At 73.8% G+C, this 21,269-nt stretch carries 17 protein-coding genes and 2 pseudogenes; 10 read left to right on the top strand and 9 right to left on the bottom strand.

Going from position 1 to position 21,269, the window contains the following annotated elements; genetic code table 11:
• Positions 1 to 107 precede the first annotated feature (107 nt).
• Positions 108 to 2,585 carry a glycosyltransferase family 39 protein gene (locus AB0L40_RS18005; RefSeq protein ID WP_364357493.1) on the top strand — a complete coding sequence of 826 codons (2,478 nt, stop codon included), beginning with the start codon at positions 108 to 110 and terminating at the stop codon, positions 2,583 to 2,585.
• A gap of 270 nt (positions 2,586 to 2,855) precedes the next feature.
• Positions 2,856 to 4,322, top strand: coding sequence for a hypothetical protein (locus AB0L40_RS18000; protein WP_364357490.1), 1,467 nt, complete (start codon positions 2,856 to 2,858; stop codon positions 4,320 to 4,322).
• Positions 4,323 to 4,425: 103 nt separating this feature from the next.
• Here the strand turns inward: AB0L40_RS18000 and AB0L40_RS17995 are convergent, their stop codons facing one another.
• Positions 4,426 to 4,872 carry a transposase gene (locus AB0L40_RS17995; protein WP_364357496.1) on the bottom strand — a complete coding sequence of 149 codons (447 nt, stop codon included), beginning with the start codon at positions 4,870 to 4,872 and terminating at the stop codon, positions 4,426 to 4,428.
• A 227-nt stretch (positions 4,873 to 5,099) separates the two neighbouring features.
• A pseudogene (locus AB0L40_RS17990) lies at positions 5,100 to 5,330 on the bottom strand (DUF6444 domain-containing protein); the annotation flags it as partial.
• A gap of 390 nt (positions 5,331 to 5,720) precedes the next feature.
• On the opposite strand from AB0L40_RS17990, the gene AB0L40_RS17985 reads away from it, so the two are divergent.
• From AB0L40_RS17985 to AB0L40_RS17975, 3 genes are all read left to right on the top strand, one after another.
• Positions 5,721 to 6,203, top strand: a complete 483-nt coding sequence (locus tag AB0L40_RS17985) for a hypothetical protein (protein WP_364357487.1) — start codon at positions 5,721 to 5,723, stop codon at positions 6,201 to 6,203.
• Between the two features lie 1,263 nt (positions 6,204 to 7,466).
• Positions 7,467 to 9,773, top strand: coding sequence for a glycosyltransferase family 39 protein (locus AB0L40_RS17980; protein WP_364357484.1), 2,307 nt, complete (start codon positions 7,467 to 7,469; stop codon positions 9,771 to 9,773).
• A gap of 103 nt (positions 9,774 to 9,876) precedes the next feature.
• Positions 9,877 to 10,242 (top strand): ACT domain-containing protein, encoded by a 366-nt coding sequence (locus tag AB0L40_RS17975; protein WP_364357481.1) that lies wholly within the window; start codon positions 9,877 to 9,879, stop codon positions 10,240 to 10,242.
• Between the two features lie 17 nt (positions 10,243 to 10,259).
• On the opposite strand, the gene AB0L40_RS17970 is transcribed toward AB0L40_RS17975, so the two are convergent.
• Both AB0L40_RS17970 and AB0L40_RS17965 read right to left on the bottom strand, forming a co-directional pair.
• A complete protein-coding gene (locus AB0L40_RS17970; protein WP_364357478.1) occupies positions 10,260 to 10,499 on the bottom strand; it encodes a hypothetical protein in 240 nt (79 codons plus the stop codon).
• 9 nt (positions 10,500 to 10,508) lie between these two features.
• Positions 10,509 to 10,781: a hypothetical protein gene (locus AB0L40_RS17965; RefSeq protein WP_364357475.1), complete on the bottom strand. Its 273-nt coding sequence runs from the start codon at positions 10,779 to 10,781 to the stop codon at positions 10,509 to 10,511.
• 83 nt (positions 10,782 to 10,864) lie between these two features.
• Here AB0L40_RS17965 and AB0L40_RS17960 point away from each other — a divergent pair, with 83 nt between their 5' ends.
• Positions 10,865 to 11,581, top strand: a complete 717-nt coding sequence (locus AB0L40_RS17960; protein WP_364357472.1) for a response regulator transcription factor — start codon at positions 10,865 to 10,867, stop codon at positions 11,579 to 11,581.
• Positions 11,582 to 11,681: 100 nt separating this feature from the next.
• Positions 11,682 to 13,265: a HAMP domain-containing sensor histidine kinase gene (locus AB0L40_RS17955; protein WP_364357469.1), complete on the top strand. Its 1,584-nt coding sequence runs from the start codon at positions 11,682 to 11,684 to the stop codon at positions 13,263 to 13,265.
• A 150-nt stretch (positions 13,266 to 13,415) separates the two neighbouring features.
• On the opposite strand, the gene AB0L40_RS17950 is transcribed toward AB0L40_RS17955, so the two are convergent.
• The 3 genes from AB0L40_RS17950 to thiM all read right to left on the bottom strand — a co-directional run bounded on the left by AB0L40_RS17950 (position 13,416) and on the right by thiM (position 15,414).
• Positions 13,416 to 13,856 (bottom strand): hypothetical protein, encoded by a 441-nt coding sequence (locus tag AB0L40_RS17950; protein ID WP_364357466.1) that lies wholly within the window; start codon positions 13,854 to 13,856, stop codon positions 13,416 to 13,418.
• A 409-nt stretch (positions 13,857 to 14,265) separates the two neighbouring features.
• Positions 14,266 to 14,517: a hypothetical protein gene (locus tag AB0L40_RS17945; protein WP_364357463.1), complete on the bottom strand. Its 252-nt coding sequence runs from the start codon at positions 14,515 to 14,517 to the stop codon at positions 14,266 to 14,268.
• A 102-nt stretch (positions 14,518 to 14,619) separates the two neighbouring features.
• The gene (gene thiM / locus AB0L40_RS17940; RefSeq protein ID WP_364357460.1) at positions 14,620 to 15,414 is read right to left on the bottom strand and encodes a hydroxyethylthiazole kinase; all 795 of its coding nucleotides are present in this window, start codon (positions 15,412 to 15,414) and stop codon (positions 14,620 to 14,622) included.
• 231 nt (positions 15,415 to 15,645) lie between these two features.
• Here thiM and AB0L40_RS17935 point away from each other — a divergent pair, with 231 nt between their 5' ends.
• Complete coding sequence (locus AB0L40_RS17935; protein WP_364357457.1) at positions 15,646 to 16,485, top strand: hypothetical protein; 840 nt, start codon at positions 15,646 to 15,648, stop codon at positions 16,483 to 16,485.
• A 158-nt stretch (positions 16,486 to 16,643) separates the two neighbouring features.
• On the opposite strand, the gene egtD is transcribed toward AB0L40_RS17935, so the two are convergent.
• Positions 16,644 to 17,633, bottom strand: coding sequence for an L-histidine N(alpha)-methyltransferase (gene egtD, locus AB0L40_RS17930; protein ID WP_364357454.1), 990 nt, complete (start codon positions 17,631 to 17,633; stop codon positions 16,644 to 16,646).
• Positions 17,630 to 19,069 carry an SUMF1/EgtB/PvdO family nonheme iron enzyme gene (locus AB0L40_RS17925; RefSeq protein WP_364357451.1) on the bottom strand — a complete coding sequence of 480 codons (1,440 nt, stop codon included), beginning with the start codon at positions 19,067 to 19,069 and terminating at the stop codon, positions 17,630 to 17,632. The genes egtD and AB0L40_RS17925 overlap by 4 nt, the downstream gene beginning before the upstream one ends.
• Before the next feature lie 428 nt (positions 19,070 to 19,497).
• On the opposite strand from AB0L40_RS17925, the gene AB0L40_RS17920 reads away from it, so the two are divergent.
• Both AB0L40_RS17920 and AB0L40_RS17915 read left to right on the top strand, forming a co-directional pair.
• Positions 19,498 to 20,379, top strand: a complete 882-nt coding sequence (locus AB0L40_RS17920) for an SDR family oxidoreductase (protein ID WP_364357448.1) — start codon at positions 19,498 to 19,500, stop codon at positions 20,377 to 20,379.
• Between the two features lie 612 nt (positions 20,380 to 20,991).
• Positions 20,992 to 21,269: pseudogene (locus tag AB0L40_RS17915) on the top strand (superoxide dismutase); the annotation flags it as partial.

Below are 21,269 nucleotides of genomic sequence, written 5' to 3'. Positions count from 1 at the left end.
CGCGCCCGCCCCCCCCCCCGGCCCCGCCGGGGTTACCCGCGGTGCGGTCGCCGCCCCCCCCCGCGGCCCCACCACGACTCCTCCCACCCACACCCCCGGAACTCCTCATGGCCACCCAGACCCCTCCGCTCTCGCTGCGGCCCCGCCGCGCGACCGACCACGAACCGGACGCCGCGTCCGCCGACGGCGCCGACGACCGCTCCCGCGTCGCCCGCGTCGCGGCCGCCCTGCGCGGCCGGCCCGAGCTCCTCGCGCTGCTCGTCCTCGCCGCGGTCCTGAACCTCTGGAACCTCGGCATCAACGGCCAGGCGAACGACTACTACTCGGCCGCCGTGAAGTCGATGTCGACCAACTGGCACGCCTTCCTCTACGGCTCCTTCGACTCCGCCGGCGTGCAGACCGTCGACAAGCCGCCGCTGGCCCTCTGGGTCCAGGCGCTCTCGGTCCGCGTCTTCGGCTTCTCGTCCTGGTCCTACCTCGTGCCGCAGGCCCTGATGGGCGTGGCGACCGTCGGCCTGACCTACGACGTCGCCCGCCGCGTCTTCGGCCGCTTCGCCGGCTCGGTCGCCGGCCTGGCGCTCGTCCTGACGCCGATCGCCGTCGCGATCTCGCGCCACAACAACCCCGACGCACTGCTGATCCTCTGCTCCGTCGCGGCGCTGTGGTTCCTCGTCCGCGGCCTCGAGGACGGCAGGGTCCGCTGGATGGCCCTCTCCGGCCTGATGATCGGGCTCGGCTTCGAGACGAAGATGGCCGCCGCGCTGACGATCGTCCCCGGCATCGTCGCCGCCTGGCTGTGGATCGCCCCCAACGGCCGGATGAAGGCCGTCCGCGAGCTCGGGATCTTCGGTGCGGTCGCCGCGGTCGTCGGCCTCGCCTGGCCCGTGCTGATGTGGCTCACGCCGGCCGGCTCCCGCCCGTGGATCTCGGGCACGAACGACAACTCGATCTGGTCGCTGATCTTCGGGTACAACGGGCTCGGCCGCCTCTTCGGGCAGTCCGGTGGGCCGGGCGGTGGGGCCGGCGGCGGCGTCGCGCGGATAGCCGGCAACGGCGGCGGCACGGGCGGCGGGGGCGGCATGGGTGCCGCGCCGGGCGGTGGCGGCGGCGGGGGTGGGGGTGGCATGGGCGGCGTCTTCGGCGGCGACACCGGCCCCTTCCGGCTCCTGAACGCGGCCCTCGGCGGCCAGGCCGGCTGGCTCATCGGCACCGCGCTGGTCGCGGGCCTGGGCCTGCTGCTCCTGACCCGCCTGCGGCGCACCGACCGCCGCACCGGCTTCCTGCTGGCGATGGGCGGCGCGTTCCTCGTCACCGCGGTCGCCTTCAGCCGGGCGCAGGGCATCTTCCACCCCTACTACGTGTCGCTCCTGGCCCCGTTCGTCGCCGCCCTGGTCGGGGCCGGTGTCGGGACGGTCGCGACCGGGCGCTCGGCGCGGCGGTCGGGCGGCGCGACGGGCGGCGCGACGGGCGGCACCGCTACGGACCACGCCGTCGCGGCAAGCGGCACCGCTCCGGTGGACCGCCCCACGACGACGGGCGGCATCGCCACCCGGGTCCGCACCCTGTTCGCGGATGCCTCGACCACGGACCGCACCGCGGTCACCACCGATGCCGACGGCCGGTTCGAGCGGATCGTCCTGCGCGCCATGGGCCCCGCCCTGATCGCCGCGGGCGTCGCCACCGAGCTCGTGGTCATCCACAACAGCGCGACCGACATGGACTGGATCGCCCCGGTCCTGATCGCCGGCGGCATCGTCGCCTCGCTCGCCCTGGTCGTCGGCCACGACGGCGTCGGACGGTTCGGCGGGCGGCGCGTCCGCTCGACGGTCCTCGCCGCGATCGTCGCCCTGCTGCTGACGGCCCCGGGCACCTGGGCGGTCCAGACGCTCGGCCACGCGACCTCGAGCACCTTCCCCGCCGGCGGCCCCGCGTCGGCCGGCATGGGCATGGGCGGCCCGGGCGGCGGACGCGGCGGGATGGGCGGCCCCGGCGGCGGCCAGCGCGGCGGCATGCCGGGCATGGGCGACCCGGGCGGGACGTCCGGAACGACCAACCGGGGCACGACTGCCGGCCGCTCGGCTGCCACGGGCCTCCCGCCCGGCACGACCGCGACCCCGACGACCTCCGGCTCCACCACGTCGGCCGCCACCACCGGCGGGCGCGGCGGCTTCGGCGGCGGCGGCGGGATGTTCGGCGGCGACACCACCGAGCTGACCGCGGCCGTGAAGTACGCGGCGACCCAGGGCGGGGGCACGATCGCGGTCTCCAGCCAGAGCGGTGCGGCCAGCGCGATCCTCACCGGCGCGTCGAGCTCGACCGTGAAGGTCGCCGGCATCGGCGGCTTCTCCGGCAGCGAGAGCGCGGTCACCGCCGAGTGGCTCGCCCAGCAGGTCGAGAACGGCACCATCCGCTGGGTCCTGGCCTCGAGCACGGGCCAGGGTGGCGGCATGGGCGGCGTCAGCGGCGGCCGGGTCGGCTCGACGCAGATCATGGCCCTCGTCCAGAAGGTCGGCAAGAAGGTCGCCTCGGTCGACGGCCTCTACGACCTGCAAGGCCTGGCGAGCGCCATCCGCGCCGCCGGCTGAGCTCGCGGGCCCGCGAGCCCGCGGGTCCCCCGAACGGGGACGGTGGCCGCGACGACGGGCCCCGGCGCCGGAGCACCACGCCCCGGCCTCACGCCGAGACGACCGCCGACGCGCCAGGTCGGCGCGGCCGCCGCACCGACCGGCCCGGCGGGGTGTTTCCTCAGATACACGCCTCGTCCCAGGAGCACCATGCCGTCCCGATCCCCACGTCCTCCAGCCCGGGTCCTCGGCGCCGGGCGTCACGCCGCGCCGGACTGGCCGGTGCCTCCCGTGGTCCCGAGTCGCCCCGCAGCCGTCCGCTCCCGCGCCGCCCCGACCCTCGCGGCGCTTCTGGCCGGGGGCACGCTCCTGGCCGGCGTCCTGCTCGCCGCCCTCCCGGCCGCCGCGCCGGCGGCAGGGTTCGGAGCGCCACGGCTGATCAGCCCGCGCGGAGGTGCGGTCGACAACCCCGTCGTGGCGGTCGCGCCGACCGGGCGCGTGGCCGTCCTCTGGCGGACGTTCGGGCGACGCTCGAGCGCCTTCGGCTACCGCGCCGCGATCGGGCCGAGCGTGGAGCGGCTCGGTCGCCCGCAGGTCGTTCGGGCCGGGTCCCGGGCCGCCGGGTCGGTCGGCGGGGCCGTCGTGCTCGGCCGGCCCGGCGGCGGGTTCGTCGCGTGCTTCGGCGACGATCCTCGGCGGGGCGACGCCGTGATCGGCTGCTCGTTCGCGCCGCCCGGCGGGGGGTTCGGGCCGCTGCGCGTCGTCCAGCGCCAGCCCTGGAACCAGCGGCCGGGCTTCGCAGCGGCGGTGCGTCCGGACGGCCGCGTGGCGCTCGTCCTCTCGCGCCGGATCGGCGGCGGCCGGATGGCGCTCCGCACCGCGACGGTCGGCTCCTCGGGCCGGATCACCGGGGCGCGGGCCCTGGCGACCGTCCACCGGGGCGATCCCTTCGACGTCGCGACGACGAAGGACGGCACCGTCGCCGTCGGCTGGTCGACCGGCCCGGCCGCCGACGCCCTGGGGGACCGCACCGCCGTCCTGCGCCTGATGCCGCCGCGGGCCGACCGCTTCGGACCGCCGGTGGCCTTCACGAGCGAGCCCGGGATCGACGGCGGCGTCGCGCTGCAGGGCGGCGACGCCCTGATGGTGGGCTACACGGTCGGCACGTCCGCCGTGGCCGGCGACGCACGCTGGGTCCGCCGGCTTCCGGACGGCACGTTCGCTCCGCCGTTGCGCCTGCCGCGTCCCGGCAGCGGCTTCGTGGACGGTGCCGTCGTCGCGCTCGCCGACGGCACGCCGTTCGCGGTCAGTGGCGCGTCACGGGGTACCGACACGGACTGCGGGAACATCCGGGCCGGCGTCGTCGGCGCCGGGCCCCTCGTGCCCGACGCGACGGGGACGACGACACAGCGGCTGTCGACGCCGGGTCAGATCGCGCTGTATCCGCAGGCTGCGACGCTCGCCGACGGCACCGTCGTGGCGACGTGGCGCGACGCCTTCGACGCGTCGGGCGCCTCGCGGCTCGAAGTCGCCCTGCGGCCCGCCGGCGCGACCGCGTTCCGGCGCCCGCAGGTCCTGCCGCGGATCTCCGTCCGGGACGCCGGCCTGGCCACCGGGGGCTCCGGCGCCGCGATGGCCTGGGTCGTCGGCTCCCTGCCGGACGGTCCCTCCCGGATCGCCGTCAGCGGCCTGCGGACGCGGGCCCCCTACGCGCCGGCGGCCCCGCGGCCACCCCACCCGGCGACGCCCTGCTCCTGAGCGTCGCCGGTCCTCCCGGCTCGGCCCGACGTGGGAGCGCCGGAGCTCATCGACGTCGAGACCGCGGAGGTCCCGAAGTCGGCGCGGCCGCCTCCGTGCGACCTCAGCTCGGTGCCTTCGTGCAGCAGCGCGTCGACCTGGTGACGAATCGGCGCGATCTCACGCTGCAGCGCGGCGAAGTCGCGCTGCTCGCGGTACCGGTCGATCGCGGCAAACACCAGACGGGTCTGGTGCAGCAGGAGTCGTCCGATCCGGCCGGGCGGCCGGGCGGCCCGGCGCGTTCGGAGAGCTTCACGAGATCGCGCTTGAGATGCGCCCAGCAGCATGCCTGTTGCAGCGGGTCCAAGTCGTTGTAGCCGCAGTAGCGGTCACTGACGACGATCCCGCCCGGCAACTCGCCCCAAAAGCCGTGTGGCCGCCGCCTTGGACCTCGACCGGTCGAGACGAAACGCGGTCGCCTGAACCGGCTCCAGCGGCCCGGTCGTAGCGACCCACAGCCAGCCCTTCCCGTGGTCGTGCTGACGGCGCCAGCTCGTTTGTCGGCGTGCACGACGCCGGCGCCACGGACCGCATCGAGCACCTGCTGGTACAGGCCGGCGAGCACCGTGGAGGAGCGCTTGAGCTCCCGCTCGATCGTGCGCCTTCCAGATCGCACCCGCACGGGCAGCGATCAGGACGATGCTCAACGATCACATCGACCTGCTCGGCTGGCACGAGCTTGCGGTGATGGCCCTCATGGCCGGGCTGGCCGCCCGGTGTGCGACCCGACGGGCTCCTCGACGACCGCGACCGCTTGACGGCTGCGGGACCATCGCTGGACGGCGGCCGGCTGCTGTTACGCGAGGACCCGCGGAGCTGCTCTTCCAGCGCATCGACGCGCCGCCCGAGCTGCTGTACCTGGGCACGCAACAGACGATTCTCGGCTTGCAGCTCGAGAACGAGCTCGACCAACGGTCCCGGATCGATCCGGGCCTGGGTCTCCAGCTCCTCACGAGAAAACTCCCGCACAACACACCATTCGCGGCAACGAGAAGGACTCCTTCAAACCGCCCCGACAACCCCCTGAACGCTTACGCCCAATGCTCGTGCCTTGCGTCACAGTGAGAACGTTTCGACAAACACGAAATTATACCGGCACGAAGATGGGGCAATGTTGCGCGGATTACCCCATCAGATCCTCATAATCAAGAAGTAGAACTCAACCTTGACGCCGTACTCGTGGCCTGCGAGTCTCGGACTATGCGCTCCTCTATTCGCTGAGGATTCGCTTTTCTGCTGGCAAGCATCGGCGTTGGCCTTTTCGCCTTCAATGCGGGTTCAGCGGGGGCACACTACGTCCAGTCGAGTTACGCGTTCAAGCCCGACTATGGCTGTCTCGTAAGCGGGCGGACTGATCCGGTGACGATGGTGTTCTACGGCAAGGTTGATCGGCCGGGTGGTCCATATCCAATCGTCTCGGCAGATGTAGAGTCTATGATCGAACACGCCGGGAACTGGAAGGTACACACCGGTGGGGCCCAGGACGGAAAGTCTCACGGGGTGTGCGGGCCTGTGGACGCCCAGACCGCGAGTGGCGATCTTACGCGATTCCATGTGCGCCTCTTTGCGAACTATGACCTAGACCTCAAGGGGAGGCGCGAAGTTTTCGCGACCCCGCACTATGAAGAGTTCGGGACGTGCGGGCATGCGGTCGCGTCTAATACGAGCAACATCAGCGGTAGCGGATTTGATCAAGGCCGAATTCAGCTGACCAACTTGATGGTCAACGATGGATATTCTATTGGTGATAACCAGAACTGGGGTAACACTCAGAATTTCATGCAGTGCAACGGCGACATCGCCGGTAGTACTGGCTCGGTCTATTGGATTCTTACACATTGACGTTTGATCACGATGCGGGGTGTGCGGGGATGATTAAGAAGATTGCAATCTTGGGCTTGGTCTCGACGGTTATCGCCGTGTCGCTGATCGCGTTTCTCGAAGACGAGGGAACGGCTCAGGCCGCCTCTGGCGCGCAGTCCACAGCGGCCGCGAGGGCGTGTACGCAGCCTGTGGCGGAGTTCAACGTTGGAGCGACGTTCTCGGGTCTGGATCGAGGAAGGTCCATCCGGAACTGCGGGTCGGTTGGCGGCGAATCGATAGAGAGGTCGACTGTGTCGCCCGACTCCACCGCGTCAGCCGGCCGTGCCAACTACATCAGTACGTTTTATGGGGACTGCACCCCTTCCGCGGATTCGGGCTGTGCTCTCCCCTTGGAGATCCAAGTATGGCCTGCGTGCGAGCGAAGCCCTGCTGACTACGCCGTTGGTGGCGAAGCCAATGGCGTCGAGGTCGCAAAGGGGGTGTTCGCCGGCCCCCCAAAACTTCTCAATCGACGGACCGTTCGGGGCGCACCATTGTATGTTTTTGGAGACGATACGGGAGTCGATCGGATCGAGGTTTATACTGGATACTCGACAATCGTATTGTTCGCTGGCACTGGTATTTCTGACGAGTACCGTGGGACTTTTCTTCTCGATGCTGCTCAGAGCCTTCGTGATGAGGATAGTGCCGAAGAGGCGAGCCTTCCCCTGCCTGTCCCAGTACCAGGTGCAATCGACGGGACGCTTCGCTGCGATCGGTAGAGCGTGGTAGGTACCCTTTCGATATTGCTCGTTGTTGGACTGTTGACCGGAGTTCTTATTGGTCACTGGTCGACGGTCGGGCTTTCTGTGATCTGGCCCATTTATGCCGTAGTTCGCCGAGTTGCGGGGGGTGGGGTTGGGGAATTTTGGTGGCTCGCAACAGTCATGATCATGGCTTGGCTCGCTGTATCGATCGCGCTGGGTGTTTTGCTGCGGCGGGCGATTTCGGCCTTGGGGGCTTGGAGAATGCAGTGAAACGGCGGAAGCCGACTGAGCGTTGAAGAATCCCTGCCTATGGCGAGGCGGCTGGGGGCGGGGTAGCGGCGTACAATGTTGTGTTGGGCGCCTTATACGCCCTAGCTCGTCGCGAGCGGCCATCGTGCCGCCCACATTTTTTGTTGATGTTGACGGAAACGTCGAGCCCGTCGGAGCGAGTGGAGCCTCGTCCCGACCGACCCCTCCCAGCCGTCTCCCAGGGAACGCCCACGTCGTCCTCACGGCCCCCCTCGATCGTGGCGGCATGTTCGAGAACGCCCTCGGTCGCCGCGCCCGCCCGCGCCCGGCCCGCGACACACCCCTCGGGGGTCAGCGGCGGTTCGCCGTCGCGACCCCGCACGCACCGACCGGCGCGCCGCCCGCCGACGCGCCGCCCGCCGACGCTGCGGACGGGAGCGACGCCGAGACGCGGACGGGGCCCGGCCGGGACGGCAGCCGGGACCCGGTGGGCGACCCGGCCGCGTCCGGCGCCGGCCGCGGCCGCTTCGCCACGCTCGTCCGCGGCCGCGAGGGCGACCCGGCGTGGATCCGCCCGGCGCTCCTGGCGGTCCTTGTCGGCTCGGGCCTGCTGCTGCTCTGGAACCTCTCCTCCAGCGGCATGTCGAACACCTACTACGCCGCCGCCGTGAAGTCCTCCACGGTGTCGTGGAAGGCCTGGTTCTTCGGGTCGCTCGATCCCGGATCGTTCATCACGGTCGACAAGCCGCCGCTCTCGATCTGGCTGATGGGCCTGTCGTCGCGGGTCCTCGGGTTCGGCAGCTTCAGCATGCTGCTGCCCCAGGCGCTCTGCACCCTGGCGTCGGTCGGCCTGCTCTACGCGACGGTCCGCCGCGCGCTGCAGGATCGGCTCGGCTCCTCGACCGCCGCGGCCGCCGGCCTGCTCGCCGCCGCGCTGCTGGCGATCACCCCGATCACCGTCGCGATCGGCCGCGTCAACAACCCCGACGCGCTGCTGATCCTCCTGCTCGTCGCCTCGGCCTACGCCACGATGCGCGCCGTCGAGGGCGGGAAGACCAAGTGGCTCCTCTGGGCCGCGGCGTTCGTCGGCCTCGCCTTCATGACGAAGATGCTCCAGGGCTGGATGATCGTCCCCGCACTGGGCGCGGTCTACCTGCTCGCCGGCCCGCCGAAGCTCCTCACCCGTGTCCGTCAGCTCGCGATCGCCGGCGTCGTCATGGCCGTCGTCTCGGCCGCCTGGCCGACCGCCGTCTCGCTGTGGCCCGGCTCCAAGCCCTACATCGGCGGCTCCGACGACGGTTCCGCCTGGAACCTCATCCTCGGCTACAACGGCCTCGGCCGGATCACCGGCAACGAGGGGGGAATGGGCGGCGCAGGCGGCGCCTCCTTCGGCGGCACGGCCGGCATCTGGCGCATGTTCAACGAGCAGGTCGGCGCCCAGATCGCCTGGTTGCTGCCGCTCTCCGCGTTCTCGCTCGTCGCCGCGCTGTGGCTGACCCGCCGCGGCCCGCGGACGGACAAGGCCCGCGCCGTGACCGTGCTCCTCGGCGTCTGGATGCTCGTCCACGTGCTCGTCTTCTCGACGGCCAAGGGCATCTTCCACCCGTACTACACGAGTGCCATGGCCCCGGCGATCGCCGGCCTCTCCGCCGTCGGCCTGGTCCTGCTCTTCCGGGCGGCCCGCACCTCGGTCGTCGCCCACGCCGCCCTGGCCGTCGCGGTCGCCGGCACCGCCTACCTGTCGATGGAGCTGCTCGGCCGCGCCGACGACTTCCAGCCCTGGCTGCGCGTCGCCGTCCCGGTCCTGGCCGGCGTCGCGGTCCTGGCCTCGCTCGCCCTCCGTCGCCCCGGCACCTCGATGCGCCGCCTGGCCGTCGTGGCCGCCGTCACGGGCGTCCTCGCGGTCTCCGCGGGCCCGGCGTCCTACGCGGTGGCGAGCGCCGGCCGCTCGCTGAACGGCAACAACGTCCTCGCCGGTCCGGCGTCCGCGTCTCAGGGCGGCATGGGCGGCCCCGGCGGGATGGGCGGCCGCGGCGGCCAGGGTGGCCGGATGGGCACCCCGCCGTCCGGTGGCCGGCCCTCGGGCGGCATGGGCGGCACCCCGCCCGCGGGCGCGCCGACGGGCTCCGGCGCGACGGGCACCACCTCGGGCTCGTCCGCGACGGCGCTCCCGTCCGGCACGACGTCGTCCGGCTCCTCCACCCGCACCGGCGGGATGGGCGGGGGCGGCGGCATGGGCGGCGGCTCGGTCAGCGACGCGGTCATCGCCTACCTGCAGAAGCACCAGGGCTCCGCGAAGTACCTCTTCGCCGCGAGCGGCTCGCAGACCACGGCCGACGTGATCATCAAGACCGGCGAGCCGGTGGTGACGATCGGCGGCTTCGGCGGCAGCGACCCCGCCCCGACCGTCGCCCAGATGGCGCAGATGGTCAAGGACGGCGAGCTGAAGTACGTCCTCGTCTCGACGAACAGCGGCGGCGGGCCGGGCGGCAACAGCTCCAGCGCGCTGAACACCTGGGTCAAGGCCCACGGCAAGGCCGTCACGGCGGTCACCGTCAGCGGCGGCACGCTCTACGCGGTCAGCGCCTCGTAGGGCACGCGCCGGCGCCGGCGCGCGACCGGCACCGCAGGACCACGCGCCCCGGCCGCCGGCCGGGGCGCGCCCTCGTTCCGGTGGCCCGTCGTAGGCTCCGCCGATGCCCCCGCCGACCCAGCCGCTGCGCCTGCTCGAGGGCGAGATCGTCGTCGAGCGGGGAGTCCCCGGCCCGCCTGCGGACGACGACTGGGTCACGGTCGTCCGCGCCCCCGACGGCGTCACGGTCGTCCGGCGTGCCCGAGCGGGGGAGACCCCGACCGAGCCCTGGCGGGCGTTCCACGGCGAGGCCGCCCACGACCTCGACCTGCCCGGCATGCTGCTCGCCGTGATCCGGCCGCTGTCGGAGGCGGGGCTCCCGGTCTTCGTCACGTCGACGTTCGACGCCGACCTCGTGCTGGTCCCGGCGGACCGCGTCGAGGAGGCGGCCGCGCTGCTGGCGGACGCGGGCCACGAGATGCGGCGCTGACCCGCGACGACGCGGGGTCAGACGGAGAACCGCACCGCGAGGGCGAGGGCTCGCTCCATCGTGCGGTCCTTCTTCCCAGAGAAGGAGAAACGCACGGTCGAATCCTCGACGTCTACGCCGGGCGCCCGCGCGTCCCGTCGCCCGCGCGTCCCGTCGCCCGCGCGTCCCGTCGCGGTGGCTCCGCGCGCCTTCTCGGGCAGCCGCCGCATCACGGCCTCGCCCAGGTGGCCCGCGCTCCCGTCCACCAGCGCCTGCATCGCCCGCTCCTACGCCGCCGGCGGCGACCCGTCGCCCTCGCGCCGCTTCCGCCGCGCGCGGAGATCCATGTAGAGGAAGAAGATGTAGATCAGCGCGCCGAACGCGATCGCCTCGACCGCGTCGCTGCCCAGGAGCGCCGAGATCCCGCCGGCGATCGCCGCCATGATCAGGTTGCCGAGCATCACCTGCAGCAGCGTCCGGTCGTCCGGGGGCGGCGGGCCGGTGTCGTCCGGCTTGCGCACCCCGAAGTAGATCGCGACGCGCTGGAGCGGGTTCGACACGCCCCCGGTTCTAGCAGGACGGCGCGCCCGCGTTCCCAGCTCGTCCACAGGCAGCTCCCAGGAACGGGTGCGATGCTGCCCGCATGAGCACCCAGGAGGCCCCTGCCCACCGCGTGTTGGTGGTCGACGACGAGCCCAACATCGTCGACGTCGTGTCGATGGCCCTGCGCTTCCAGGGCTTCGAGGTCGCGACCGCCGGGACGGGCGAGCAGGCGCTGGCCCAGGTCGAGGCGTTCCGCCCGCAGATCATGGTCCTCGACGTGATGCTCCCCGACATGACGGGCTTCGACGTCGCCGAGAGGCTCGGCGCCCAGCGCGGCCACGTGCCGATCGTCTTCCTCACCGCCCGCGACGCGACGGAGGACAAGCTCCGCGGCCTGACCTCCGGCGGCGACGACTACGTCACCAAGCCGTTCTCGCTGGAGGAGCTCGTCGCGCGCATCCGCGTGATCCTGCGCCGCACCGGCCAGGCCTCCGAGGAGTCCCCGACGCTGCGCTTCGAGGACCTCGAGCTGGACGAGGACACGCGCGAGGTCACCCGCGCCGGCCACCTCGTCGACCTGACCGACACCGAGTACCGGCTGCTGCGCTACTTCCTGCGCAACCCACGCCGCGTGCTGACCCGCGCGCAGATCCTCGACCACGTCTGGGACTACGACTTCGGCGGCGACGCCCGCGTGCTGGAGACGTACGTCTCGTACCTGCGCAAGAAGCTCGACGGCGCCGGCGGCGAGAGCCTGCCGTCCCTGATCCACACCGCCCGCGGCGTCGGCTACGCCCTGCGCGCCCCGAGGCGCTGAGGCCCGTGCGCCCCCGTTCCGTGTCCGCCGTGGCGCGACCCGAGCCCGTCGCGCGGCCTTCCGTGGGCCGTCGCGTCGACCCCGACCTCCGCACCGCCCCATGACCCTGCGCGTCCGCCTGATCGCGCTCGTCTTCGTGCTGACGGCCGTGGCGATGCTCGCGCTCGCCGCCGTCACCTACACGAGCCAGCGCGGCGCGCTGCTCGACCAGGTCGACGGGCAGCTGCGCGCCGCCGAGCAGGGCGTGAGCCGCCGGCTGGCGGACAACAACGACGTGACCCGGAAGGCGGCGTCGGCCGGGGCCGGCGCGTCCGCCGGCGCCGGCGGCGGGATCGGCCGACCCCCCGGTGTCCCGCCCGCGGGCGGCCCCGGTGGCGGCTTCGGGCCCGCGAGCGACAACGACCTGCTGCCGGGGGTCTACGGCGAGCTGCGCTCCGCAGCCGGGACGAAGGTCGGCGTCGAGGCGCGTGCTCGCCCGTCGCTGAACGCCCCACGGCTCCCGACCCCGGTCCTGCCCAAGACCCTGCGCCCCGGCATGACCTTCACGGCGTCCGCGGCGGGCGACGACGGCGTGCGCTACCGCGTCCAGACCATCGCCCACGACCCGCCCGGCACCCGGCCCGGCGGGGGAGCGGGCGGCACGGGCCTGCCCGTGTCCACCGGCACCGGCGGCACCAGCGCCGTCCGCGCCGCGCTGGCCGACGGCTTCATCGTCGTCGCCGTCCCGCTCACGGACGTCGACGACACGCTCTCCCGGCTGCTGCAGACCGAGGCGATCGTCATCGCCATCGCGCTGGCGCTGCTGATCGGCCTGTCGTGGGTGCTCGTCCGGATCGGCCTGCGTCCCCTGGACCGCATGGCGACCACCGCCGGCGAGATCGCCGCGGGCGACCTCGACCAGCGCGTGACGGACGCGACGCCGAAGACCGAGGTCGGGCGGCTCGGCCTGGCGCTCAACGGGATGCTCGGCCGGCTCGAGGGCGCCTTCGCGGAGCGCGAGGCCAGCGAGGGACGGCTGCGCCAGTTCCTCTCCGACGCGTCGCACGAGCTGCGCACGCCGCTGGCGTCGATCCGGGGGTACGCGGAGCTCTTCCGCGTCGGCGCGGTGAGCACACCGGAGGACCTGAAGAAGGCGATGGGCCGGATCGAGGACGAGGCCGCCCGGATGGGCGTGCTCGTCGAGGACCTGCTCGTGCTCGCCCGCCTGGACGAGGCGCCGGAGAAGGCCTACGGTCCGGTCGACGTCGCGCTGATCGCCGAGGACGCCGCCGAGGACGCCCGCGCGATCGACCCCGAGCGGTCGATCACGACCGCCGGCGCGGGGGAGGCCCTCGTCCACGGCGACGACGGCCAGCTGCGCCAGGTGCTGACGAACCTCGTCCGCAACGCGCTGGTCCACACGCCGGCCGGCACCGCGGTCGCGGTCACCACGACCGTCACCGACGGCCACGTCGAGGTCGAGGTCCGCGATCACGGACGCGGCCTGCCGTCGGAGGACCCGGAGGCGATCTTCGGGCGCTTCTGGCGCGCCGAGGGCGGCCGGACCCGCGGCAAGAGCGGCGCGGGCCTGGGCCTCGCGATCGTCGCGGCGATCGTCGACGCGCACGACGGCACCGTCCGGGCGTCCAACGCGCCCGACGGCGGCGCGTCGTTCGTGGTCCGCCTGCCGCTCGCGCGGGACTGAGCGCGGTTTGGTGTCAGTTTCTGGGTGTGCCCGGAACTGGTCGTTGATCGCGACGGCGTGGTCGCCGGGGTGCGGACCGGACCCGTCCGGCCCGTGGGCGACGCGGGACACCGGCCGTCGAGGACCGCCACGACGGGCGGCGGCCCGCGGTCAGCGCATCAGGTCGTACCCGGCAAGCAGGAGCAGCAGCTCGCGCTCCTGCAGCTCGCCGTCGACCGCCACGTCGTAGCCGGCCACGGTCCGCCGGCGGACCCGCAGCGTCGCGCTGCAGGACGGGCCGACGAGCTCCGCGCACGTGCCCTTGGTGCGGTTGCGCAGCCAGGTCACGGCGGGCCGGGTCTCGCTCCCCAGCGTGATCTCGCCGTCGCGCAGGCGCGCGCCCAGGCGGCCGTCGGCGCCGGTCGCGTCGACCGCTGAGCAGCCGATCCCCGGGGCGAGGGTGAAGACGCGGTCGCCGACCGTCGCTTCGGCGGTGCCCGGCGCGCCGCCCCAGAGCAGCCGGCCGAGGGGCCGTCCGTCCTCGCGCAGCTCGAACTCGGGGCGCCAGCGGGCGGTGCGGACGAGCGACAGGCGGGTGGCGACGATCGGCATGGTTCAGTGTCCGCCGCGGTGGCGCGTCCGGAGCCGCCCCGGGGTCGAAGACGGCGTCCGCGCCGTTCGACGACGGGACAAACGCTGTTCATCGGGGCGCGGGGAGGGCCCGGGGCGGCCGCGGGCCGGGGCGGCAAGCGGGCGTGGCGGAGGCGCGGGACGGCGGCGCGCTCGGCGATGGCCACCAGGTTTGGTACCTGCCAGGAAGGTTTCCTGGCACGAGTGGCCGGGTCGGCCGACGGATCGGCCCGCTCGGCGACGGCCACCGGATCTGGTACCTGCCAGGAAGGCTTCCTGGTGCGCGTGCCCCGGGGGCGGTGCGACTCCGGGCGCCGGCGTCGGGCCCGCCGGGAGATGCTCCCGGGGGGCGGTGGTGGGGTGGCCGGCGCGGGGCCGGCCGACCGGGTCCCTAGGAGCGGAAGAGCGCTCGCGTGGGGACGATGTAGTACTCGACGTCGGTCGCGGGACCGCCCTTGTAGCCGGGCGTCGAGGCGGTCTCGACGCTGCCGCCCTTGCGCGTGACGAAGTCGTCGACCTCGGCCTGCTGCTTGGCCTGGACGCTGTCGCGGCGAAGGCGCTCGTACTTGTCGGGCGTCGGGATCGGGTGGGTCTCGGCTTCCGCGAGGCCCTGCAACAGGGCGACAATCTGTCCGTCGGTCATCCCTGGACCTTCACAGGATCCGCGCCCACGCGCGGCGCGGGCGCCCGCGGGCGGTCTGCGGAACGGGCCGACCAGGACCCGTCCGGTGCCCCCGGGCCGCCGTCAGTGGGGCGTCGTCTCCAGCCGGGAGAGCTCGTCGACGAGCCCCACGGCGAAGGACCCGGGCCCGCGCGATCCGCTGGAGGCCCGCTCCGCCGCGACGGCCATCACGGCGTGCGCGGCGACCGCGGCGCGGGCCGGATCGGGGGCGACGGCGAGGAACGCGGCGACCAGCGCGCCCAGCGCACATCCCGTCCCGGTCACCCGGGTCAGCAGCTCGTCGCCGCCGGGCACGGTCACGACGTCGTCGCCGGTCACGACGTGGTCGACGGGGCCGCTGATCGCCACGACCGCGCCCGGCCGCGCGGCGAGCGCCCGGCCGGCCTCGACCGCGGCCTCGGGGCCGGTGGTCGCGTCGACGCCGCGGCCGCCGGCGCCGCCGTCGAGCGCGAGGACCTCCGACGGGTTGGCCCGGATCACGGCGGGCCGGGACTCCAGCAGCTCGAGCGCCAGCGCCGTTCGCCAGGGCAGCGGCCCGACGGCGACCGGGTCCAGCACCCACGGCACCCCGGCCGCGTTGGCGGCCGCGACGGCGACCCGGGCGGCCTCTCCCTGCTCGGCGGTGACGGTCCCGAGGTTGATCAGCAGCCCTCCGGCGACGCCCGCGAGGACCCCGGCCTCCTCCGGCGCGTGGACCATCGCCGGCGACGCGCCGGTCGCCAGCAGGACGTTGGCGGTGACGTTGGAGACGACCACGTTGGTGATGCAGTGCGTCAGCGGCGACGCGGCGCGCAGGGCCGCCAGGTCGGCGACGACGTCGGGGTGGGGCCAGGCGCGGGTCGCCGTCGGGTCCGTCATCGCCGCAACGTACCGCGGGACCGCGACCGACGGCCGCGACCGGACGGCCGCGGCCGTCGGTTCCGCCGCCGCCCCGCCCGTCACCGATCCACGGCGGGACCGCGACCCGCCCGACCCGTCGCCCGTCACCATGGGCCTGAGGGCACCCCGTGAGATCGCTCCCGCCCTCGGGCGTCCGGGTGCGCTAGAACCAAGAGGTGGGTCGGATCAGCACCGACCGCCGTTCCCCCCATGGCCTCCCCCCACGATCAGCCCACCCGCGTCCAGCAGGCCGTTCAGCCGCAGCCGCAGCACCACGTGCCGGCGACGGCCGGGGGGCTCGACGTCAAGACGCTGATCATCACCGCGGCCGCGTCCGCGCTGGCCGCGTTCATCTGCTCGAAGGTCTGGGCGCCGGGCACGCTGGCGTCCGCCGCGTTCACGCCCGTGGCCGTCGCGCTGTTCCGCGAGGCGCTCGCGAAGCCGACCGCCGTCGTCACGTCCGCCCTGCCGGCGGCGCTGCCGATCACCCGCCGCGGGGTCACGAGCGGTCCCGGCACCCAGGCGCCCCTGGCGAGCAACGACCCGACCGCCGTCCACGGCGTCGTCCCGGGCGACCAGCTCACGCAGGTCTCGCCCGGGTACGGCCCCGCGCGACCCGGCGCGGTCGGCGCCCAGCCGGTGACCGTCCACGCGGTCGCCAGCCGCAGCCGGCGTCGCTGGCAGATCGCGGCGATCACCGGCGTCCTGGGCTTCGTCATCGCGGCGGTCCTGATCACCGTGCCCGAGGTCATCGCGGGCAAGAACCACACGACGATCTTCCAGAACGGCGGCAACACGCCCGCGAAGAAGCAGGCCGCCCCGCCGGCCACGACGACGACCGTCGTCCAGCAGGTCACCACCGCTCCCGCGCAGACGATCACCCAGACCGCCGAGCAGGAGCCGACGACCACCACCACCCAGACGGAGACGGTGACGGAGGAGGCCCCGGCGACGACGACCACGAAGACGACGCCGACCACCACCCCCACCACGCCGACGACGCCCACGACGACGCCGGACGGCGCCGACCCCGACGCGCTGACGCCGTAAGGCCGGACCTCGGGGGCTCCTCCGTCCGGCCACCGGTTCGCCGGTCGTCCTGCGGGGCCCGGTGCGACCGCGGGTCGTCCCGCGGGCGTAGGACCCGTCGTCGCAGGTCCTCCCTGGGGCCCGGCGGCCGGTAGCACCCGGCGGCCGGTGCCGCCGCCTCAGGCCACCTTCGCCAGCGCCAGGCCGAAGAGCCCGTCCTGGTCGGTCAGCAGGTCCTCGAGCTCCAGCCCCGCGGCCGCCAGGTCTGCGGAGATCCGCTCGCGGGTGAACTTCGACGAGATCTCCGTCCGGAGCTCCTCGCGGGCGGCGAACTCGACGGTCAGGTCGAGCGCCTCGATGCGGACGACGTGGTCGCGGACCGACCGCAGGCGGATGTCGATCCACTCGTTCTCGTGGTCGAAGAACGCGACGTGCTCGTACTCCTCGACGGGGAAGTCGCCGCCGAGCTCGCGGTTGATGACCGTCAGGACGTTGCGGTTGAACGCGCTGGTGACGCCCGCGGCGTCGTTGTAGGCCAGCTCGATGACCGCGGGGTCCTTGACGAGGTCGATGCCGATCAGCAGTCGGGAGTCGGCGTCGAGCAGGCCGCGCAGGCGGCTCAGGAAGTGGCGGCGCGAGCCGGCCTGCAGGTTGCCGAGCGTGCCGCCCAGGATCGCGACGATCCGCGGGCCGATGGGCTCGGGGATCAGGCCGAGGTCGCGCTCGAAGTCCCCGACGATGCCGTGGACCGGGACGCCGAAGTCGCGGGCGACCTCGCCCGCGCACTGGTGCACGGTGGGCGCCGAGACGTCGAGCGGCACGAACCGCTCGAGCGTGCCGGCGCTCTGCAGCGCCTCGAGCAGCACGCCGGTCTTCGTCGCGAAGCCGGAGCCGAGCTCGACGAGGTCGACCGCGCCGGTGCGCTCGGCGATCTCCTGCGCGCGCTCCACCAGGATCGCCCGCTCGGTGCGCGTCGGGTAGTACTCCGGCAGGTCGCAGATCGCGTGGAAGAGGTCCGACCCGTGGTCGTCGTAGAGGTGCTTGGGCGGCAGCTGCTTGAACGGCTGCGTGAGCCCGTCGTGGACGTCGTGGGCCAGCGTGCGCGGCGCCGGGTCGGCGTCGGCGATCGTGACCGAGACGAGGTCGGCGTCGGCGTTCGTGGTGCTCATGCGGAGGCCTCCCGGCCGGTCGGTGCGGTGCCGGAGGCGGGCGCCGCGTCGGGGTCGGCGTCGGCGGCGAGCCGGACGCCCGCGAAGATCTGGCGGCGCTGCGGCAGGTCCCAATTGCGGAACGTCGTGGTCGCGACGCGCGGGTGAGCGGCGAAGGAGCCGCCGCGCAGGACGCGGTACCCGTGGTCGAAGAAGACCTCCGAGTACTCCTTGTACGGGTGGGCGCTGAAGCCCGGGTAGCCGTCGAACGAGGTCGACGTCCACTCCCAGACGACGCCGACGTCGTGCAGCAGGCCCGAGGCGGCGGCGTGCTCCCACTCGGCCTCGGTCGGCAGGCGCAGGCCCGCCCAGGCGGCGAACGCCTCGGCCTGGAAGGCGTTCAGGTGGCAGACGACCTGGTCCGCGACGGACGCGGCCGACGCCTCCGGTCCGCGGGCGCCGAGGATGCCGCCCCCACCCGCCCCGCCGCTCGCACCGTCGACGGTCGCGTCGCCCACGCCGCTCCCGGCACCGCCGGCACGCCAGGCCCAGCCGGCGTCGCTCCAGAAGCGCTGGTCGCGGGTGCCGCCGTCGGCGACGAACGCGTCCCACTGCGCGACCGTGACCGGCCGCGGGGCGATCCGGAACGGCGCGACGGCGCGGTCGTGCCGGGGCCGCTCGTTGTCGTAGGAGAAGACGTCGTCGGCGGCGCCCACCCGGACGTCGCCGGCGGGGATGCGCAGGAGCGTGCCCCCCAGGACCTCGGCGCGGGAGCGGGCCGCGGCGGAGATCGGCCGCATGGAGGCCCGCGGCGCGTCGCCGCCGGCCGTCGCGCCGCCGCGACCCGCACCGGCGTGCAGCGCCGCCTCGCCGGTGGTGCTCGTCGAGGTCCCGGTACCGCCGGGCAGCGCGTCGACCCACGGCGCGAGGCCGCCGAGGCGCATCGTCTGCAGCATCGTCTCGGTGTGCTGCAGCTCGTGCTGGAGCACCATCTCGAAGAGCTCGTCGTCGACGCCGTGCTCGTCGGCGACCTCGAGCACGCGGGAGCGGACGTCGTCCAAGTACTCCCACGCCTGCGGGACGTCCAGGAGCTCGAGGTCGCCGCGGGCCCTGCGCGGGGTCTCGAACGCGTCGTAGAGGTTGGCGAGCTCGGGATGCAGCAGCGGCCGGTCGCCGTGCCGGTGCACCAGCCAGAGGTCCTCGTACGCGGCGATGTGCGCGAGGTCCCAGACCAGCGGGCTCATCAGCGGGTCGATCTGCTCCTCCAGCTGCTCGCGGGAGAGGCCGGAGACGAGGACCCGGGTGCGCTCGCGGACCGCGGCGAGCGCGTCGACGGGGGACGCGGGCAGCGGGGCGCGCAGGGCCTCGGCCGGACCGGGGACGCGGCGGACGCCGGCGTGGATCGCCTGTGCGTGGTCCTCGGGATCGTCTGCGGGGAGGGCGTGGGCGGTGCTCACGGGGAGGCTCCGGGTCTCGGGGGGCGATCGCGACGACCGGCACGCCACGCGGGGGCGCTTGACCGTCGGTGATCTGGGGTGGTCGGGGTCCAACGTCCGCGACGGCCTGGCTCCGTTACGCGGCCGGAAGGAGCTCCGGTTGCGCGGGCTCGTACCCGCACGGCAAGATCGTCACACGGCCCGCGGTCGGGTCCGGTCCGCATTGGCGATCCGTTCACCACCGGGTCACGGGGCGCGCACCGCACCGCGGCCCGGCGCCGGTCGCCCCGGACCGGAGCACGGCGGGTCGCCCTCGAGGACGGCCGCGGCGCGCGGCCGGATCCGACCCGCGGTAGCGTTCGCGGGAAGCGCCGTGCCCACGCCGTCCCGCGTCCTCCCGGACCGCGAAGGCGCACGGGCGACGACCTCCGACCACCACGGGACGACCAATGACCGAGCAGCGGATCCTCATCACCGGCGCGGCCTCGGGCCTCGGCCTGGCGCTCGCCACGCGGTACGCGCGGGACGGCGCGCGGGTGCTGCTGACCGACCTGGACCAGGCGGCGCTCGACACGGCGGTCGCGACGATCGTCACCGCGGGCGGCGACCGGGACCGGCTGTCGACGCTCGTCCTCGACGTGCGCGCCGACGACGACTGGGACGCGGCGCGGACCTGGGTCCAGCGGACCTGGGGCGGCCTCGACGTCCTCGTCAACAACGCGGGCGTCGCGACCGGCGGGCGCTTCGAGCACCTGCCGATCGAGGACTGGGACTGGATCCTCCAGATCAACCTCATGGGCGTCGTGCGCGGCTGCCGGACGTTCGTGCCGATCTTCCGCGAGCAGGGCTCCGGGCACCTCGTGAACATCGCCTCCGCCGCCGGCCTGCTGAACCCGCCGGTGATGGCCTCCTACAACGTCGTCAAGGCGGGTGTGGTCTCGCTGTCGGAGACGCTCCGCCACGAGCTGGAGCCCGCCGGCATCACGACGTCCGTCGTCTGCCCGACGTTCTTCCGGACCGGCCTGGCGGGCTCGTTCCGCACTCCCGACGAGGCCGTCCGCCGCACGATGGACAAGCTCGTGACCCAGAGCTCGACCCCGGCGGACGTCATCGCCGGCCGGATCCACGACGGCGTCGCCAACGGCCGCTTCCTGATCCTCACCGACCGCGAGGGCGTCGTCGCCTACGCGGTCAAGCGCTTCGTCCCGCCGCTCTTCCGCCGCGAGGCGCGCAAGGGCGCGATCCGGCTGCTGAACAGCATCGCGCGCTCGGAGCGGGAGGCGGGGGCGGGCGCGCCGGCCCCGGCGGAGCCGCCGCGCGAGCGGGTCTGAGGGGCCGGCGGGCCCCGGGGCCGGGGGGCGCGGCGGCGGGCCGGTTCGCCGCCGGAGGCGGGGCGGCGGCGGATCGAGTTCCGTACCTCGGCGGTACACAACCCGATCCGACCCGACGCGGCGCTCGTCCGACGCGGCGCGGGCTGGACGTGGAGCGGCCACGCATCGAATTCGGTACCTCGGCGGTGCGCAAGGCGAGGCGGCCCGGCGCACGGCGGTGCGGGCGCGGCGAGTGGCGGACGTGGAGCGCCCACGCATCGAGTTGGGTACCTCAGGGGTACGCAACTCAAGCCGTGGTCGCCGGACCCGAGGGGCGGAGGAGGCACGCATCGATTTCGGTACCTCAGGGGTACACAACTCGTGCCGAGGCCGCCCGCCCCGACCCCGCCCCGCCCGCCGGCGATCCTCTCGCGTGTCCCTCGTCACGGAGCGAATCCTTGACTTCAACCTAGGTCGAAGTCGCATACTGGGTTCAAGTCCGGTCGAACTGCGGGGCCGCTAGCGGTCCGGCGGCGTCGATCGGGCGGTCCGGCCGGTCCGGCGTTCCTCTCGCGAGGCGCCGGGTACGCGACGGACACCACCCCACCCGCACCCGACCCCGAAGAGGTCCCCATGGCGTTCTCCGTCCCCCCGCTGCCCTACGCGTTCGACGCGCTCGAGCCCACCATCGACGCGCTGACGCTCGAGATCCACCACGACAAGCACCACCAGGCGTACGTCGACAAGGCCAACGCCGCGCTGGAGGGCACCGAGTTCGCGGACAAGCCGATCGAGGAGATCGTCGCGAACCTCGGTGCGCTGCCGGCCGACAAGCAGGGCCCCGTCCGCAACAACGGCGGCGGCCACTACAACCACTCGCTCTTCTGGGAGTCGCTGCAGGGCGACGGCGT

The organism is Patulibacter sp. NPDC049589, from assembly GCF_040675535.1.
Lineage (GTDB): Bacteria > Actinomycetota > Thermoleophilia > Solirubrobacterales > Solirubrobacteraceae > Patulibacter.
This window is presented reverse-complemented; position numbering and strand designations above follow the sequence as displayed.

Excerpts from the sequence above, each read along its gene's own strand:
- AB0L40_RS17950 (WP_364357466.1), bottom strand. The coding sequence starts at position 13,856 with ATGCCGATCGTCGCCACCCGCCTGTCGCTCGTCCGCACCGCCCGCTGG.
- AB0L40_RS17955 (WP_364357469.1), top strand. The coding sequence starts at position 11,682 with ATGACCCTGCGCGTCCGCCTGATCGCGCTCGTCTTCGTGCTGACGGCC.
- AB0L40_RS17960 (WP_364357472.1), top strand. The coding sequence starts at position 10,865 with ATGAGCACCCAGGAGGCCCCTGCCCACCGCGTGTTGGTGGTCGACGAC.
- AB0L40_RS17970 (WP_364357478.1), bottom strand. The coding sequence starts at position 10,499 with ATGCAGGCGCTGGTGGACGGGAGCGCGGGCCACCTGGGCGAGGCCGTG.
- AB0L40_RS17920 (WP_364357448.1), top strand. The coding sequence starts at position 19,498 with ATGACCGAGCAGCGGATCCTCATCACCGGCGCGGCCTCGGGCCTCGGC.
- AB0L40_RS18005 (WP_364357493.1), top strand. The coding sequence starts at position 108 with ATGGCCACCCAGACCCCTCCGCTCTCGCTGCGGCCCCGCCGCGCGACC.
- egtD (WP_364357454.1), bottom strand. The coding sequence starts at position 17,633 with ATGAGCACCACGAACGCCGACGCCGACCTCGTCTCGGTCACGATCGCC.
- thiM (WP_364357460.1), bottom strand. The coding sequence starts at position 15,414 with ATGACGGACCCGACGGCGACCCGCGCCTGGCCCCACCCCGACGTCGTC.
- AB0L40_RS17935 (WP_364357457.1), top strand. The coding sequence starts at position 15,646 with ATGGCCTCCCCCCACGATCAGCCCACCCGCGTCCAGCAGGCCGTTCAG.
- AB0L40_RS17975 (WP_364357481.1), top strand. The coding sequence starts at position 9,877 with ATGCCCCCGCCGACCCAGCCGCTGCGCCTGCTCGAGGGCGAGATCGTC.
- AB0L40_RS17980 (WP_364357484.1), top strand. The coding sequence starts at position 7,467 with ATGTTCGAGAACGCCCTCGGTCGCCGCGCCCGCCCGCGCCCGGCCCGC.
- AB0L40_RS17945 (WP_364357463.1), bottom strand. The coding sequence starts at position 14,517 with ATGACCGACGGACAGATTGTCGCCCTGTTGCAGGGCCTCGCGGAAGCC.